Origin of the sequence: Staphylococcus sp. ACRSN (assembly GCF_022346615.1) — a bacterium.
Lineage (GTDB): Bacteria > Bacillota > Bacilli > Staphylococcales > Staphylococcaceae > Staphylococcus.
Genome location: NZ_JAKRNS010000008.1, coordinates 118,990 through 136,158, shown reverse-complemented (window position 1 = coordinate 136,158; position 17,169 = coordinate 118,990). Strand labels below are relative to the sequence as shown.

Genomic DNA, 17,169 nt, shown 5'->3' with positions numbered 1-17,169 from the left:
CATAAATACAAAAAGAGCAAACACTCAAAAAATGAGATGTTTGCTCCTTAAAAATAATATTCAATTACTTAAATAATTAATTAAACACGATCGTGTTCGTCTTTAATATCGCCGACGATTTTTTCTAAGATGTTTTCCATAGTTACGATACCAAGTGGCTGTTGATTATCATCTTCGATTAACGCAATATGAATTTGATGTGCTTTCATTTGTTCTAAAGCAAGGTGGGCCTTAGTTTCCGGTTTTAATTTAAGTATTGAGTTTGTAATTGTTTCAAGTGAAGTAATATTATCCTTTAATAAATCTTTAGCATGAATATAGCCTATAATATTACTTTTTTGTCCTTTATACACAGGGAATCTAGTGTAATGTGCATTGCTAATATAAGACTTTGTTTCATTATAACTATCTTCTACATTAATTAGTGCTACATCATTGATAGCAACAAAACCATCTTGAATTTTCATTTCGTCAAAAGCAAATGCTCTATTAATATGCGTTAACTCATTTTGCGAAATTTCTCCACCAGCATGACTCTCTTTCAAAAGTAATTTGATTTCTTCTTCTGAATGATAAATTTCACTTTCCTTTGCAGGTGTCATACCAAACAATTTTAGTATCAATGTCGCTGAACCATTAAGTATAAATATAAATGGATAAAATAATTTAGAAAACAAGATGATAGGTTTAGCGATGATCAATGTTATCTGTTCGGCCTTTTGAATGGCAATTGTTTTTGGTGCCATCTCACCAATAGCAACATGTAAATAGGTTGCAATGACAAAAGCACCTATAAGTGTGAAGACGTGAATCAATGTATCTGAAAGACCTATACTACTAAATAAAGGATGCAGTATAAATTCAAATGTCGATTCTCCGACCATACCAATTCCGAGCGCTGTTATGGTTATACCTAGCTGACAGGCAGCTAAATATTCATCGAGATTAGAAACAACTTTTTGCGCTGCAAGTGCGCGCTTGTTGTTTTGTTGAGCAAGGGTGTTAATGCGTGAAGTTCTCACTTTCACGATAGCGAATTCTGTTGCCACAAAAAATGCAGTTAATACTAGTAAAATAATAAAAGTCAATAAACTAAATAAGGTTCCCAATAAAGAATTAATTCCTCCTAAATGATCAAGTTCAATCAAATTGATTGAATCATTATTATAAATAATCAAAAATCAAATGTCGAATGTAAAGATTGAATTTTATAGTTAAAATACACATCATAAACCATATAAAAAGTAAAAGATATACTTGAAAGCTTGAATGAATCTTCTATGCTAGCAGCATATTTAATCGATATATGAATAAAAAATAGTATTGAGAACATTACTTCATATTTTATCAGTTAATCAATGCTTAGTATCATTATCAAAAATCATTGTGTTTTAAGAACTATTTTAATTTAGCGCTTGAAAAGGTTTATATTCGAATGTAACTACGTTATAATTATTAGTTGTAATATGATTTTAGTCTTTTGACTGTAGATTAAAATTATTATAAACTAGTAAGGAAAAACATATCATATATTACGGAGGGAATATGTATGCCATCTACATTAGAAATTAAAGACCTACATGTGTCTATTGAAGATAAAGAGATTTTAAAAGGTGTTAACTTAACAATCAACACTGGTGAAATACATGCGATTATGGGACCAAATGGTACTGGTAAATCAACGTTATCATCAGCTATTATGGGTCACCCAAGCTATGAAGTAACTCAAGGTGAAGTATTATTAGACGGCGTTAATATTTTAGAATTAGAAGTTGACGAGCGTGCGAAAGCTGGATTATTCCTAGCTATGCAATATCCATCTGAAATCACTGGTGTGACAAATGCAGATTTCATGCGTTCAGCAATTAATGCTAAACGTGAAGAAGGCGAAGAAATCAACTTAATGCAATTCATCAAGAAATTAGATAAAGAAATGGATTTCTTAGATATCGACCAAGATATGGCACAACGTTATCTTAATGAAGGTTTCTCTGGTGGGGAGAAAAAACGTAATGAAATCCTACAATTAATGATGTTAGAACCTAAATTTGCTATCTTAGATGAAATTGATTCAGGTTTAGATATCGATGCGCTTAAAGTTGTATCGAAAGGTATAAACCAAATGCGTGGAGATGAGTTTGGTTCATTAATTATCACTCACTATCAACGTCTATTAAACTACATCACACCTGATCACGTGCACGTTATGTTCGGTGGTAAAGTTGTAACTTCAGGCGGGCCAGAATTAGCGAAACGTCTTGAAGAAGAAGGCTATGAATGGGTTAAAGAAGAGTACGGTGCTACAGAATAAATCTGAACTTTTTGCAACATAAATAAGATGAAGATTTGAGGCAATTATTGTTGTCTAAAGATATAAATCATACGATCATCAAATGGGAGGAAAAATGTATGACGACTGAAACTTTAAACATTTCTGAAGCGCAACTTGTTGAGTATTCACAAGCCCATAATGAACCAGCTTGGATGACAGAATTACGTAAAGAAGCGTTGAAATTAACTGAAACTTTAGAAATGCCAAAACCAGATAAAACTAAAATAAATAGATGGGACTTCGACTCATTTAAACAACATGAAACTACTGGTAATGTATTCCAATCATTAGAGGAACTACCAGAAGCTGTTAAAGAAATTATCGATGTAGAAAACTCTGATAATTTAATTATTCAACATAACAACACGTTAGCTTTTTCAAAAGTATCTGATTCAGCTACAAAAGATGGTGTGATTGTTGAAGGTTTATCAGAAGCATTAATCAATCATCCAGAACTTGTTAAACAATATTTAATGACAGAAACAGTTGCTTTGGATGAACACAGATTAACTGCATTGCATACTGCATTAATCAACGGTGGTATATTTGTATATGTACCGAAAAATGTTGTAGTAGACAATCCAATTCAATACGTTGTATTACATGATGACGACAATACAAGTCTTTACAACCATGTAATTATTGCGACTGAAGAAAGTGCTGAAGTAACTTACGTAGAGAACTATTTATCTACTGCAAGTGGTGAAGGCAATCAAATCAACATTATATCTGAAGTGAATGCTGGAACAAATTCAACAATTACTTACGGTTCTGTTGATTATTTAGACAAGGGATTCACTGGTCACATTATTCGCCGTGGTATCACTGCTGAAGATGCGACAATTAATTGGGCACTAGGTTTGATGAATGAAGGTAGCCAAATTATAGATAATTCAACGAATTTAATTGGTGACCGTTCTGAAAGTGCCTTAAAATCAGTAGTTGTTGGTACAGGAGATCAAAAAATAAACTTAACTTCTAAAATTGTTCAATATGGTCAGGACACAAATGGTTATATCTTAAAACATGGTGTTATGAAAGAAAATGCTTCTACTGTATTTAATGGTATTGGCTATATCAAACATGGTGGAACAAGATCTATTGCTAACCAAGAGTCACGTGTATTAATGCTTTCAGAAAATGCACGCGGTGATGCAAATCCTATTCTATTAATTGATGAAGATGATGTAGAAGCAGGTCACGCAGCATCTGTTGGTAGAGTTGATCCTGAACAACTTTACTACTTAATGAGCCGTGGTATTTCAAAAGAAGAAGCTGAACGTTTAGTAATTCACGGTTTCTTAGACCCTGTAGTACGTGAATTACCTATCGAAGATGTTAAACGTCAATTACGTGAAGTTATTGAATTAAAAGTAAACAAATAATAAATTGTTATGAAATCTTTGAAAAGTTTGGACAATAGTAATTAAAGTGAAAACAAGTGTTGAGTGTACAACACTCATCACGTTGAAACTTTAACTAAGGTCTAATTATAGATTCTTAATAGAGAAAGGTCTGTGGGTAATTTGACCGAATTATTAAATGTGAATGAAATTATAAAAGACTTTCCAATTCTTGACCAACAAGTAAATGGTAAACGATTGGCCTACTTAGATTCTACAGCAACGAGCCAAACGCCAATTCAAGTCATTGAAGCGATAGATGATTACTATAAGCGTTATAATTCGAATGTACATCGTGGTGTTCATACACTAGGTTCATTAGCAACTGATGGATATGAAAATGCACGCGAAACAGTTAGAAATTTCATTAATGCAAAATATTTTGAGGAAATTATTTTTACAAGAGGTACAACTGCAAGTATTAACTTGGTAGCGCATAGTTACGGAGATGCCAATGTTTCTGAAGGCGATGAAATCGTTGTTACAGAAATGGAACACCATGCAAACATCGTACCATGGCAACAGTTGGCTAAACGTAAAAATGCTTCGTTAAAATTTATACCAATGACAGAAACTGGTGAATTAAACATTGAAGATGTTAAAGCTACAATTAATGACAATACTAAAATTGTAGCAATTGCTCATATTTCTAATGTTCTTGGTACGATTAATGATATTAAAGCAATCACTGAAGTAGCACATGCACATGGTGCAATTATTAGTGTAGATGGTGCACAAGCGGCACCGCATATGAATTTAGATATGCAAGACTTAGATGTTGATTTCTATAGCTTTAGTGGTCATAAGATGCTTGGTCCTACAGGTATAGGTGTACTGTATGGCAAAAGAAAATTATTAAACAACATGGAGCCTACTGAATTTGGCGGTGACATGATTGATTTCGTTAGTAAATATGATGCTTCTTGGGCGGATTTACCAACAAAATTTGAAGCAGGTACACCATTAATAGCTCAAGCAATTGGATTAGCTGAAGCAATTCGTTATATCGAAAGTATAGGTTTTGAGGCAATTCATCAACATGAAACAATGTTGACGCAATATGCATACGACAGAATGCTAGAAGTAGATAATATTGAAATTTACGGACCTCCCAAAGAACGTCGTGCCGGCGTGATTACGTTTAATATGCGTGATGTACATGCACATGATGTTGCTACAGCAGTAGATACGGAAGGTGTTGCAGTAAGAGCAGGACATCATTGTGCGCAACCATTAATGAAATGGTTGAATCAATCGTCAACTGCCCGTGCGAGTTTCTATATTTATAATACGAAAGAAGACGTTGATCAAATGGTTGAAGCTTTGAAACAGACGAAGGAGTTTTTCTCGTATGAATTTTAATAATTTAAATCAATTGTATCGTTCAGTAATAATGGATCATTATAAAAGTCCTAGAAATAAAGGGAAACTAGATAATGGTTCAATGACGGTAGATATGAATAATCCTACGTGTGGTGACCGTATTCATTTGACGTTTGATATTGAAGATGGCTTTATTAAAGATGCTAAATTCGATGGTGAAGGTTGTTCGATTTCAATGTCTAGTGCTTCGATGATGACTGAAGCTGTTAAAGGTCATTCATTGGCTGAAGCAATGAAGATGAGTCAAGAATTCACAAAGATGATGCTTGGTGAAGACTATGAAATTACAGAAGATATGGGAGACATTGAAGCGTTGCAAGGCGTGTCTCAATTCCCAGCAAGAATCAAATGTGCCACATTAGCTTGGAAAGCATTAGAAAAAGGTACAATTGAAAAAGAAGGTAATGAAGAATAAGTAAACACTACACATTGACATTGTGTAATTTTCCATTCACACTATAAGTACAACAAGATTCAAAATTAAACTTTTAACAGTTAAAATAGTAATAAATGGATTGAACAAAGAAGCGCTTGCAATAGAAGTCGTTTTAAATATATAAAAGGAGTGATTGAAATGGCTAAAAAAGCACCTGATGTTGGAGATTATCAATATGGTTTCCATGACGAAGATGTTTCCATTTTTAGATCAGAACGAGGATTAACAGAAAATATCGTTCGAGAAATCTCAAATATGAAAGATGAACCAGAATGGATGCTTAATTACAGATTGAAATCATTGAAACAATTCTATAAGATGCCAATGCCACAGTGGGGTGGAGATTTATCAGAATTAGACTTTGATGATATCACTTACTATGTTAAGCCATCAGAAAATACTGAGCGTTCTTGGGATGAAGTACCTGAAGAAATTAAACGTACGTTTGATAAATTAGGTATTCCTGAAGCAGAACAAAAGTATTTAGCTGGTGTATCTGCACAATATGAATCAGAAGTTGTTTACCACAATATGGAAAAAGAACTTGAAGATAAAGGAATTATTTTCAAAGATACTGACAGTGCATTAAGAGAAAATGAAGAATTATTTAGACAATATTTCTCAACAGTTGTACCTGCTGCAGATAATAAATTCTCTGCATTAAACTCTGCTGTATGGTCTGGTGGATCATTTATTTATGTACCAAAAAATATTAAATTGGATACACCGTTACAAGCTTATTTCCGTATTAATTCTGAAAATATGGGACAATTTGAACGTACTTTAATCATTGCGGATGAAGGTGCTTCAGTAAACTATGTTGAAGGTTGTACTGCACCTGTATATACAACGAGTTCATTACACTCAGCAGTTGTAGAAATCATTGTTCACAAAGATGCGCATGTTCGTTATACTACAATCCAAAACTGGGCAAACAATGTTTATAACCTAGTTACTAAACGTACACTAGTTTATGAAAACGGAAATATGGAATGGGTAGATGGTAACTTAGGTTCTAAGTTAACTATGAAATATCCAAACTGTGTATTGATGGGTGAAGGTGCAAAAGGTAGTACGTTATCTATCGCATTCGCTGGTAAAGGACAAGTTCAAGATGCCGGTGCGAAAATGATTCACAAAGCGCCTAATACTTCATCTACAATTGTTTCTAAATCCATCTCAAAAGATGGCGGTAAAGTTGTTTACAGAGGTATTGTTCACTTTGGTCGTAAAGCTAAAGGTGCACGTTCAAATATCGAATGTGACACATTAATCTTAGATAATGAATCAACATCTGATACAATTCCATATAATGAAGTATTTAACGATAATATTTCATTAGAACACGAAGCAAAAGTTTCTAAAGTTTCTGAAGAACAATTATTCTACCTAATGAGTAGAGGTATTTCAGAAGAAGAAGCTACAGAAATGATTGTAATGGGCTTCATAGAACCATTTACAAAAGAGCTTCCAATGGAATACGCAGTTGAAATGAACCGTCTAATCAAGTTCGAAATGGAAGGTTCAATTGGATAAGATAAAGTCTTGTCATTGAATTAATATAATATAATTTAAAGCACGGTCAATACGATTTTGATACCATTTTTAAAATGTTGTCAAAGATTGTATTAGACCGTGCTTTTTTTATGAGTAAACTTGAAAATTGGATATTTATTTATAGTTAAAAGTGATTGAAAAGGGCAATGAGACATCCGTTTATAAAAGTCATTTGTTGGGAATAAATGTTTAAACATGAATATATTTTTTGAAACCAAAAGGGGAAATTCAATGATGATTGTTGCTATAATCATACTTTTGTTTGCGTCCTTCTTCTTTTCAAACAGTGAAACAGCTTTATCTGCAGTGAACAGGATGAGATTACAAACAAAAGCTGAGCAAGGGGAAAGTAAAGCAAAGAAAATTTATGAATTTTTAAATAAACCGAGTGACTATCTTACATCTATTGTCATCGGAAAGAATATTACTAATATTATCTTAATAGCACTTATTACGCTATGGTCGGAAAATCGTGGTCTCAATATGTTTTTGGCTATAATTATAACAATTATAGGGGTTATTATAATATGTGAAATCATTCCCAGAGCTTTTGCAGAGGCATATCCAGAAAAAACAACGAATTGGATTTATCCAATTTTGCTTGGATTTATATTTATTATTAAACCTTGTATTATCATTCTAAATAAGCTAACAACATGGATTAAACATATCCTTCCAAACAGTAATCAAGAAGAACAACGTTTTTCTAAAGAAGAAATTAGACAGATTGTGACGATAGCTGAAAGCCAGGGTGCTTTTAATGAAATTGAAAAAAATCGTATTCAAGGTGTAATGAACTTTGAAAAACTTAAAATTACAGATATCGCTACAACACCGCGTATTAACGTAACAGCTTTCCCTTCAGATATTTCCTATTATGATGCATATGAGACTGTAGTATCTAAACCTTATACGCGTTATCCTGTTTATGACGAAGATATTGATCATATCATTGGTGTATTCCATTCTAAATATTTGCTAGCATGGAGTAGAAAGACAACAGATGATATTTCTAATTACATTTCAGAACCTTTATTTGTAAATGAACATAACAGAGCGGAATGGGTATTAAGGAAAATGACAGTTTCTCGAAAGCATTTAGCCATTGTGTTAGATGAATATGGTGGGACAGATGCAATAGTTTCACATGAAGACTTAATAGAAGAAATGTTGGGTATGGATATCGAAGATGAAATGGATGAAGAGGAAAGAGAAAAAGTACAACAACAACTTAAATCATTTTATAAGTCATAATGGTTTTTATATTATAATGTGGAAACATTTTAAAGGGGTGCTTTGAATGGATTTAACAAATGATGTTACGAAAACGTTGGGTATACGTTATCCAATTATTCAAGCGGGAATGGCTGGAAGTACGACACCAGAATTAGTGGCAACGGTAAGTAATTCTGGTGGTTTAGGTACGATTGGTGCTGGTTACTTTACAACAGAAAAATTAGATCAAGAAATAACTTTAGTCGAAGAATTGACAGATTTATCATTTGCAGTTAATTTATTTGTTCCGAGTGATAAGCTTTATTTACCTGAAAAAGTTGAAAAAATGAATGCGTGGTTAAGACCGTATCGTAGGGCCTTAAATTTGGAAGAGCCGACCGTAAATATAAGTGAAGAAGCACAATTTAATGCTGCGATTGATTTGTTAATTGAAAAGCAAATAGCAATCGTTTCTTTTACATTCGGTATACCAAATTATAAAGCGATAGATAAATTGAAAGCGAACGGTGTCACTTTGATTGGTACTGCAACTTCAGTTGAAGAAGCGATTGCAAATGAGCAAGCTGGTATGGATCTGATAATAGCACAAGGAAGTGAAGCAGGTGGGCACAGAGGTTCGTTTACATACGTCACGGGTTCTCAAGTGCCATTAGTTGGTACAATGTCATTAGTACCTCAAGTTGTAGACGCAGTTGATATACCAGTAATTGCAGCGGGAGGCATTATGGATGCTCGAGGTTTGATTGCAAGTATGGTCCTAGGTGCAAAAGGAGCACAATTGGGTACTGCGTTTTTAACAACTGAGGAAAGTGGAGCTTCAAAACTTTATAAAAGTGCAATTCAGGATAGTAAAGAAACTGATACGGTAGTTACCAAAGTGTTTAGCGGTAAGCCTGCACGTGGAATTGATAATGATTTTATTCATAATATGAACAGGTATGATGATGATATACCTGATTATCCAATTCAAAATCAGCTTACTAATTCTATTCGCAAAGCATCTGCGAAAAATGGTGATACGAAATGGACGCATCTATGGAGTGGACAGTCACCACGTTTGGCACAAAGTATTTCAGCAGCGACATTAATGCAACAAATTATTAATCAGACTAAAGCGTTAATTTAAGACAAATGATTAGATGTTGTAAAATGAAAACATTATTTGATAGAGCAATACACTATAATACGAGTTATGTTTTTAGAGTTAATATTATTATTTAATCAAAAGCTTTAAACTTCGTATGAAATGTTTAGAATGGTAGAGAGAACCTAAACTATGGTGTGTTGCTCTTTTTTGGTTTGAACTATCGACAATTGATATGAAATCTATAGTATAAAGTTTATTTTGTTTAGAATTTATCGAGTGAATACATGAATTCAGTTATGGTATCATTAATGTGGTGATATTATGATAAATATAGGTTTAACAGGATGGGGAGATCATGATTCACTATATGAAGATTTGCAAAGAAAATCAGATAAATTAATTACATATGCAAGTCATTTTCCTATAGTCGAATTAGATGCTTCCTATTACGCTATTCAACCCGAAAGAAATATTAATAAGTGGATTAGAGAAACGCCAAAACGATTTGAATTTATTGTTAAAATTCATCAAGCATTGACACTTCATGCTGATTATCATGAGTTTACTGAAACAAGACAAGAATTATTCGAACAGTTTACGGCTATGATTGAACCATTGCAAGCCGTAGGAAAATTAGCGATGGTTTTGGTCCAATTTCCACCATGGTTTGATTGTACTGCAAAGAATATTGCGTACATACGTTATGTTAGAGAACAACTTAAAGCTTTTCCAATGTGTGTAGAATTCAGACATCAGTCTTGGTTTAACGAGACATATAAAGAAGAAACCTTAAGGTTTTTAACAGCTCATCAAATCATACATGCAGTTTGCGATGAACCACAAGTAGGACAAGGTTCTATTCCGTTAGTTAATAGGATTACTAATGAAATAGCATTTGTACGTTACCATGGACGTAATACAAATGGTTGGACGAAAAAAGATATGACAGATGAAGCATGGAGAGATGTTAGGTATTTATATGATTATAATGATAGAGAATTAATGGATTTAGTAAATAAAGTAAAGATTCTAGAACATAAAGCTAAAAAGGTATATGTCGTTTTCAATAACAATTCGGGAGGGCATGCTGCAAAAAACGCAAAAACGTATCAACAAATGCTTGGTATTGATTATCAAGGATTAGCACCAAAACAGTTAAAATTATTTTAGGAGAGATTGGATGTTAACAATTATATTATTGGTTTTAATTGGTGCATTATCAGCCATTTTAGGTTCGCTTGTAGGAATCGGTGGCGGTATTATCATTGTTCCTACACTGGTTTATCTCGGTGTAGATAATGACATACTTCATGGTATAACACCGCAAATTGCAATCGGAACTTCTTCTGTTATTCTGATTGTAACTGGATTATCTTCTACGCTAGGATATCTAAAAACGAAGCAGGTTGATGTGAAAAATGGATCTATATTTTTATTTGGCTTATTACCTGGCTCATTAATTGGTTCAATTTTAAGTCGCTATTTAACATTAGAATCATTTAATTTGTATTTTGGTATATTTTTAATCTTTGTATCTATTTTGTTAATGATTCGAAATAAAATTAAACCATTAAAAATATTTAATAAACCGAAATATCAAAAGACTTATGTTGATGGAACTGGTAAAACTTATCATTACAGTGTGCCACCTTTCGTTGCATTTATTGCAACATTATTAATTGGTGTACTAACGGGGCTATTTGGAATCGGTGGTGGTGCATTGATGACACCATTAATGTTGATTGTATTTAGATTTCCACCCCATGTTGCTGTGGGTACAAGTATGATGATGATTTTCTTTTCTAGTGTAATGAGTTCAGCAGGGCATATCGCATTAGGACACGTTGCTTGGATATATTCCATTGTATTAATTATTTCTAGTTACTTTGGCGCTAAACTTGGTGTTAGAATTAACCACTCAATAAAATCGGATACAGTTGTGACATTATTGCGTACAGTTATGTTAATAATGGGTATATATTTAATAATTAAATCGTTTTTATAAAATTTGAGGAGGGAATTAACCAATGCAGTTAACAATTTATCATACAAATGATATACATAGTCACCTTCAAGAATACGCTAGAATTTCAGCTTATTTGAATGAAGAAAGACCTAAATTAAATCATCCCTCACTCTATCTAGATATTGGTGATCATGTTGATTTGTCTGCACCTGTTACTGAAGCTACAATGGGAACAAAAAATATTGAACTATTAAATCACGCACATTGTGATTTAGCTACTATTGGTAATAATGAAGGCATGACAATTTCACATGACGCGTTAAATCATTTATATAATAATGCTGATTTTCCAGTAACTTGTGCAAATGTTTTCGATGAAGAAGGTCATTTGCCTAACAAGATTAAGTCATCTTATATTAAAGAAATAGAAGGTGTGCGTATATTATTTGTTGCAGCAACTGCACAATTCACCCCATTTTATCGTGCGTTAGATTGGGTTGTAACTGATCCAATTGAAGCAATCAAAGATGAAATCAGTGCAAATGAAGGTGCCTATGATATACTTATAATTATGAGTCACGTTGGCGTGTTTTTTGATGAGAAATTATGCCAAGAAATACCGGAGATTGATTTAATTTTAGGTAGTCATACACATCATTTCTTTTTAAATGGAGAGATGAATAATGGTGTGTTGATGGCAGCAGCAGGTAAATATGGTTATTATCTCGGTGAGGTAACATTAGATATTCAAGATAAAAAAGTTGTAACTAAACAAGCAACATTATATCCAGTGACTCAACTACCGGAAGTTGATACGAATTTTGAAGAAGAAGGGCGCTTGTTATTAAGTGACCCTGTTGTCAATCATCCAGTCAAGCTACCGAGAAGAACAGATGTTATTACGCGGTCAGCATACTTATTAGCTGAAAGTGTGTTTGAGTTTACCAATGCAGATTGTACGATAATTAACGCAGGCTTAATAGTAAAAGGTTTAGAGGCTGATAAAGTAACTGAGTATGATATTCATCAAATGCTACCACATCCGATTAATCTTGTACGTATTAGGCTAACCGGTCAAGAATTAAAGCAAGTTATCATCAAGAGTCAAAAGCAAGAATATATTAATGAACATGCGCAAGGATTAGGTTTTAGAGGAGACATATTTGGAGGCTATATTTTATATAATATTGGACTAATTCAATCAGAATCTAAGTACTTTATAAATGGTGAAGCAATAGATGATGAATCTACGTATATATTAGGTACTGTAGATATGTATACATTTGGTCGATACTTCCCAACATTAAAGGAACATGCGATTGAATATTTAATGCCTGAGTTTTTACGAGATATTTTTAAAGAGAAACTACTAGAATATTAAAAGATGTCCAATATACATTTAAATTTGCCCCGAATTTCGTTATAATATATACAGATTTCAATTCAGGAGGATTGTGCGTTTATGGCTACTAAAAATGAAGAAATTTTACGTAAACCGGATTGGTTGAAGATAAAGTTAAACACTAACGAAAACTACACTGGTCTTAAAAAGATGATGCGTGAAAAGAATTTACACACAGTTTGCGAAGAAGCAAAATGTCCGAATATACATGAATGTTGGGGAGAAAGACGTACTGCTACTTTTATGATTTTAGGTGCAGTTTGTACACGAGCTTGTCGATTTTGTGCAGTTAAAACGGGTTTACCAAACGAACTAGATTTGGAAGAGCCAGAACGCGTGGCAGAATCAGTGGAATTAATGAACTTAAAACACGTTGTAATAACTGCAGTTGCGCGTGATGATTTAAGAGATGCTGGTTCAAATGTATATGCAGAAACAGTCCGTAAAGTTAGAGAACGTAACCCATTCACATCAATTGAAATATTACCTTCAGATATGGGTGGCGACTATGAGGCATTAGAAACACTTATGGCATCTAAGCCCGATATCTTAAACCATAATATCGAAACAGTCCGTCGTTTAACGCCAAGAGTTCGTGCACGTGCAACATATGATCGTACATTAGAATTCTTACGTCGTTCTAAGGAATTACAACCAGAAATTCCTACAAAATCAAGTTTAATGGTAGGTTTAGGTGAAACGCATGAAGAAATACTTGAAACGATGGATGATTTACGTGCAAATGATGTAGATATCTTAACAATTGGTCAATATTTACAACCTTCACGTAAACATTTGAAAGTTGAAAAGTATTACACACCATTAGAATTTGGTAAATTAAGAAAAATTGCAATGGATAAAGGCTTTAAGCATTGTCAGGCTGGTCCGCTTGTACGTAGTTCTTATCATGCTGATGAACAAGTAAATGAAGCAGCAAAAGAAAGACAACGTTTAGGTGAAGAACAGCTTAAACAAGATACAACTACAAATTAATTAAATATTTAAGATAAAGACTTAGTTCAAGTTTAATAATTTATTAAATGGGCTAGGTCTTTATTAAAACTTAAATTCTTCCTGTATAATGATTTTGCTCAGTTGATTCTGTAGGAAGAAATATAGATTAGGTGAGCGTAATGATAAAAGTAAACGAACAATATTTTGAAATAGTAGAGGATTATAGAGAATGTTTTGACGAGGAACTATTTGCAAATCGTTATTCAGATATTTTAGATAAATATGATTATGTTGTAGGAGACTTTGGTTATGAACAATTAAGACTAAAAGGTTTTTATAGTGATCATAATAAAAAAGCTGAATTAAGCAAACGATTTTCTACAATTCAAGACTATTTATTAGAATATTGTAATTTTGGTTGTCCATATTTTATATTAAGACATCTGTCTGAACAAGAAGTTAAAAAACAAATAAGTGAACTACAAAGTGAAGCAGATATTATTGAAGGCAATAAATTACAAGATGTAAAAATTCAACCAAGTATCCAACAATCTGAAAATGAATAAAACTCAAAGCAATGATTTTGGCAAATAAAAAGCGGCAATTCTATTAGTTTAAATAGAGTTACCGCTTTTTTGTCGTCACACAACTTATTATATATTATTGAATGACTTCATTTAAATATTCGGATATTTCATTACCTTCATCTTCTGAAACACCAAGGATGTGTGCAATATAGCCGGGTTCCTCGATATCGTCTGAACCTATAATACCAAATTTATTTGTTTGCATATTTAAAACAATAGTCTTTCCATAATGGCGATCTGTTTGTACTAGCATTAGATCATAACGACTATGTTCGCCAACAAAGCCAACAAATTGGACTTGTGCTGATTCATCATCATCATATAAATACATATCTATCATTTTTGAAAAACGCTCCCTAGTTCATTTTTATTAATTACCTATTTTTTAAGTTAACTAAAGTGTTAATAATTAGTATAACTGGAAATGAATTAGACTGTAAAGTTATGGTATGATGAATTAGATAGGGGTGACTAAAATGTATTTCGTAAATAAAGAACAGTTAAATGCAAAATTAAATTACTTACAACAATTACTTGCAGACTATCCTCAACAAAAGCAGAATCATTACGCATTTGAACGTATTGCTCAAATGTTAATTGAATCATCGGTAGACATAGGGAATATGATAATTGATGGTTTTATTTTGAGGGATCCCGGAAATTATAAAGATGTCATTGATATCCTAGAATTGGAAGGTGTTATTTCTAAAGAAACACAAGAAAACATCAATGAAACAGTAGACGTTAGAAAACAATTTGTGCATTACTATGATGAACTTAATACGATAGAACTTATTCCAATTTTTGATAAGTCAGTACAATACTATCAGCAATTTATAACTGAAGTATTACAATTTTTAAAGAATGAGAATGTGCCAATTACTGCGTTTGGTCAAAAAGGAGAATAATAAATGATGAAAAACTACAAAGCTTACCTTATCGACTTAGACGGTACTTTATACAAAGGTAATGAAACGATTGACGGGGCAAAGAATTTTATTTCGTATCTGAATCAAAATCAAATTGCTCATTTATATGTAACAAATAACTCAACAAAAGAACCAGAAGAGGTTGCGACAAAATTGACTTCAATGGAATTAGATGCAAAAGCGAGTGAAGTAGTGACTTCTGCGCTTGCAACAGCAGAGTATATTTCTGAAGCATCTCCAGGTGCAACTGTATATATGTTAGGTGGCACAGGATTAGCAAAAGCATTGACGAGTCATGGCTTACAATTGAAGAACGATGAATTTGTAGATTATGTAGTTATTGGATTAGACGAAGCTGTTACATATGAAAAATTAGCGACTGCAACATTAGCTGTACGAAATGGTGCAACATTTATTTCGACAAATAAAGATGTGTCTATTCCTAAAGAAAGAGGATTTCTACCAGGTAATGGAGCAATAACAAGTGTAGTATCGGTGTCGACAGGCGTACAACCAACATTTATTGGTAAACCAGAACCAATTATTATGACGAAAGCATTGGAGCAATTGCAACAAATGGGTATTAAACCGTCAGAAGTTGCCATGGTTGGTGATTTATATGATACAGATATATTATCCGGAATTAATGTAAATATTGATACACTCCATGTTCAAACAGGAGTTACTACTAAAGATGAAATTGAACTCAAAGACGTTCCACCAACACATAGCTTTAAAGATTTAAATGAGGTTATTACAGAGCTAGAAAAATAGGAGTGATTGAATGGAAAAAGTAATCGTAACTAGAAAGATACCGCAACCATTTATTGATCAATTAGAACTATTTGCAGAAGTAGAAGTTTGGAATGAATCATTTACGCCAATGCCAAGAGATAAGTTTTTGAATGCATTGAAAGACGCGTCGGCATGCTTTATAACATTAAGTGAAACGATAGACGAAGAAGTTGTAGCGCATGCACCAAATTTAAAGGTAATTGCAAATATGGCAGTTGGTTTTGATAATATAGATGTGAAACTTGTTCAAAGTAAAGGAATAGTGGCTACAAACACACCTGAAGTATTAACTGAAACAACAGCTGAATTAGGTTTTACCTTAATGCTTAGTGTGGCAAGACGTATCGTTGAAGCGGAACAATATGTTCAAAAAGGCGAGTGGCAAAGTTGGAGTCCATATTTGCTTGCAGGAAAAGATTTGCATAATGCTAAAGTAGGTATTTTTGGTATGGGTGATATTGGTAAAGCCTTTGCACGCCGTTTAAAGGGATTTAATGCTAATATCATGTATCATAATCGTAGTAGAAAAATGGATGCTGAAAAAACTTTAGGTGCACTTTATGTATCATTTGAAACGTTATTAGAGCATAGTGATTTTATAATTTGTACTGCACCGCTGACTGAAGAAACACGTGATAAATTTGACGCCACAGCATTTAAAAAAATGAAAAATGATGCAATATTTATTAATATTGGTAGAGGTGCTGTTGTAGATGAAAATGCTTTAGTATCTGCATTGCAAAATGGAGAAATTGCGGCGTGTGGTTTGGATGTTTTGCGCAAAGAACCAATTGATATGTCACATCCATTATTATCCATGAAAAATGCGATAATTGTTCCACATATAGGAAGTGCTTCGGTTATTACACGAAATCGAATGATACAGTTGTGTGTCGATAATATTAGACTTGTATTAAATGGAAAATCCGCTAAGACGCCAATCAGTTAAAAATTAAAAACTATAAATGCTAAGTTATAATTAATTATTAGAAAGAATATTCATCATGTACTTGCTTGTGTCAAAATGTGAGAAATATTTTATCCAAATGATTAATTTATAATTAAGTATCTAGGATGTAAATCCTAGAAAAATTGCCAGTAA

At 32.9% G+C, this 17,169-nt stretch carries 17 protein-coding genes; 15 read left to right on the top strand and 2 right to left on the bottom strand.

Going from position 1 to position 17,169, the window contains the following annotated elements:
- Positions 1-80: 80 nt before the first annotated feature.
- On the bottom strand, positions 81-1,109 hold the full coding sequence (locus MHZ36_RS09205; RefSeq protein ID WP_239231190.1) for a hemolysin family protein: 1,029 nt from the start codon (positions 1,107-1,109) through the stop codon (positions 81-83).
- A gap of 440 nt (positions 1,110-1,549) precedes the next feature.
- Between MHZ36_RS09205 and sufC the strand changes: the two genes are divergently transcribed.
- From sufC to MHZ36_RS09145, 12 genes are all read left to right on the top strand, one after another.
- A complete protein-coding gene (gene sufC / locus MHZ36_RS09200; protein ID WP_042739742.1) occupies positions 1,550-2,311 on the top strand; it encodes a Fe-S cluster assembly ATPase SufC in 762 nt (253 codons plus the stop codon).
- Positions 2,312-2,409: 98 nt separating this feature from the next.
- Positions 2,410-3,717, top strand: a complete 1,308-nt coding sequence (gene sufD / locus MHZ36_RS09195) for a Fe-S cluster assembly protein SufD (RefSeq protein WP_239231189.1) — start codon at positions 2,410-2,412, stop codon at positions 3,715-3,717.
- A 141-nt stretch (positions 3,718-3,858) separates the two neighbouring features.
- Positions 3,859-5,097 (top strand): cysteine desulfurase, encoded by a 1,239-nt coding sequence (locus tag MHZ36_RS09190; protein ID WP_239231231.1) that lies wholly within the window; start codon positions 3,859-3,861, stop codon positions 5,095-5,097.
- Positions 5,087-5,533, top strand: coding sequence for a Fe-S cluster assembly sulfur transfer protein SufU (gene sufU, locus MHZ36_RS09185; protein ID WP_239231188.1), 447 nt, complete (start codon positions 5,087-5,089; stop codon positions 5,531-5,533). The genes MHZ36_RS09190 and sufU overlap by 11 nt, the downstream gene beginning before the upstream one ends.
- Positions 5,534-5,692: 159 nt before the next feature.
- Positions 5,693-7,090 carry a Fe-S cluster assembly protein SufB gene (gene sufB, locus MHZ36_RS09180; RefSeq protein ID WP_239231187.1) on the top strand — a complete coding sequence of 466 codons (1,398 nt, stop codon included), beginning with the start codon at positions 5,693-5,695 and terminating at the stop codon, positions 7,088-7,090.
- A 255-nt stretch (positions 7,091-7,345) separates the two neighbouring features.
- Complete coding sequence (locus tag MHZ36_RS09175; protein WP_239231230.1) at positions 7,346-8,365, top strand: hemolysin family protein; 1,020 nt, start codon at positions 7,346-7,348, stop codon at positions 8,363-8,365.
- Positions 8,366-8,411: 46 nt separating this feature from the next.
- Positions 8,412-9,473: an NAD(P)H-dependent flavin oxidoreductase gene (locus tag MHZ36_RS09170; protein WP_239231186.1), complete on the top strand. Its 1,062-nt coding sequence runs from the start codon at positions 8,412-8,414 to the stop codon at positions 9,471-9,473.
- A 282-nt stretch (positions 9,474-9,755) separates the two neighbouring features.
- Entirely contained in the window at positions 9,756-10,604 is an 849-nt protein-coding gene (locus MHZ36_RS09165) for a DUF72 domain-containing protein (protein ID WP_239231185.1), read from the top strand.
- 10 nt (positions 10,605-10,614) lie between these two features.
- The gene (locus MHZ36_RS09160) at positions 10,615-11,439 is read left to right on the top strand and encodes a sulfite exporter TauE/SafE family protein (RefSeq protein ID WP_239231184.1); all 825 of its coding nucleotides are present in this window, start codon (positions 10,615-10,617) and stop codon (positions 11,437-11,439) included.
- A gap of 22 nt (positions 11,440-11,461) precedes the next feature.
- Positions 11,462-12,781 carry a bifunctional metallophosphatase/5'-nucleotidase gene (locus tag MHZ36_RS09155; RefSeq protein WP_239231183.1) on the top strand — a complete coding sequence of 440 codons (1,320 nt, stop codon included), beginning with the start codon at positions 11,462-11,464 and terminating at the stop codon, positions 12,779-12,781.
- Positions 12,782-12,862: 81 nt separating this feature from the next.
- Positions 12,863-13,795, top strand: coding sequence for a lipoyl synthase (lipA, locus tag MHZ36_RS09150; RefSeq protein ID WP_239231182.1), 933 nt, complete (start codon positions 12,863-12,865; stop codon positions 13,793-13,795).
- A 140-nt stretch (positions 13,796-13,935) separates the two neighbouring features.
- Positions 13,936-14,322: a YutD family protein gene (locus MHZ36_RS09145; RefSeq protein ID WP_239231181.1), complete on the top strand. Its 387-nt coding sequence runs from the start codon at positions 13,936-13,938 to the stop codon at positions 14,320-14,322.
- Between the two features lie 94 nt (positions 14,323-14,416).
- On the opposite strand, the gene MHZ36_RS09140 is transcribed toward MHZ36_RS09145, so the two are convergent.
- On the bottom strand, positions 14,417-14,683 hold the full coding sequence (locus MHZ36_RS09140) for a DUF3055 domain-containing protein (protein WP_239231180.1): 267 nt from the start codon (positions 14,681-14,683) through the stop codon (positions 14,417-14,419).
- A 136-nt stretch (positions 14,684-14,819) separates the two neighbouring features.
- On the opposite strand from MHZ36_RS09140, the gene MHZ36_RS09135 reads away from it, so the two are divergent.
- The 3 genes from MHZ36_RS09135 to MHZ36_RS09125 are packed head-to-tail and all read left to right on the top strand — an operon-like array spanning position 14,820 to position 17,016.
- Positions 14,820-15,251, top strand: coding sequence for a DUF86 domain-containing protein (locus MHZ36_RS09135; protein WP_239231179.1), 432 nt, complete (start codon positions 14,820-14,822; stop codon positions 15,249-15,251).
- 6 nt (positions 15,252-15,257) lie between these two features.
- Positions 15,258-16,046 (top strand): TIGR01457 family HAD-type hydrolase, encoded by a 789-nt coding sequence (locus MHZ36_RS09130; RefSeq protein WP_239231229.1) that lies wholly within the window; start codon positions 15,258-15,260, stop codon positions 16,044-16,046.
- Positions 16,047-16,056: 10 nt separating this feature from the next.
- A complete protein-coding gene (locus MHZ36_RS09125) occupies positions 16,057-17,016 on the top strand; it encodes a 2-hydroxyacid dehydrogenase (RefSeq protein ID WP_239231178.1) in 960 nt (319 codons plus the stop codon).
- The last annotated feature ends 153 nt before the right edge of the window (positions 17,017-17,169 follow it).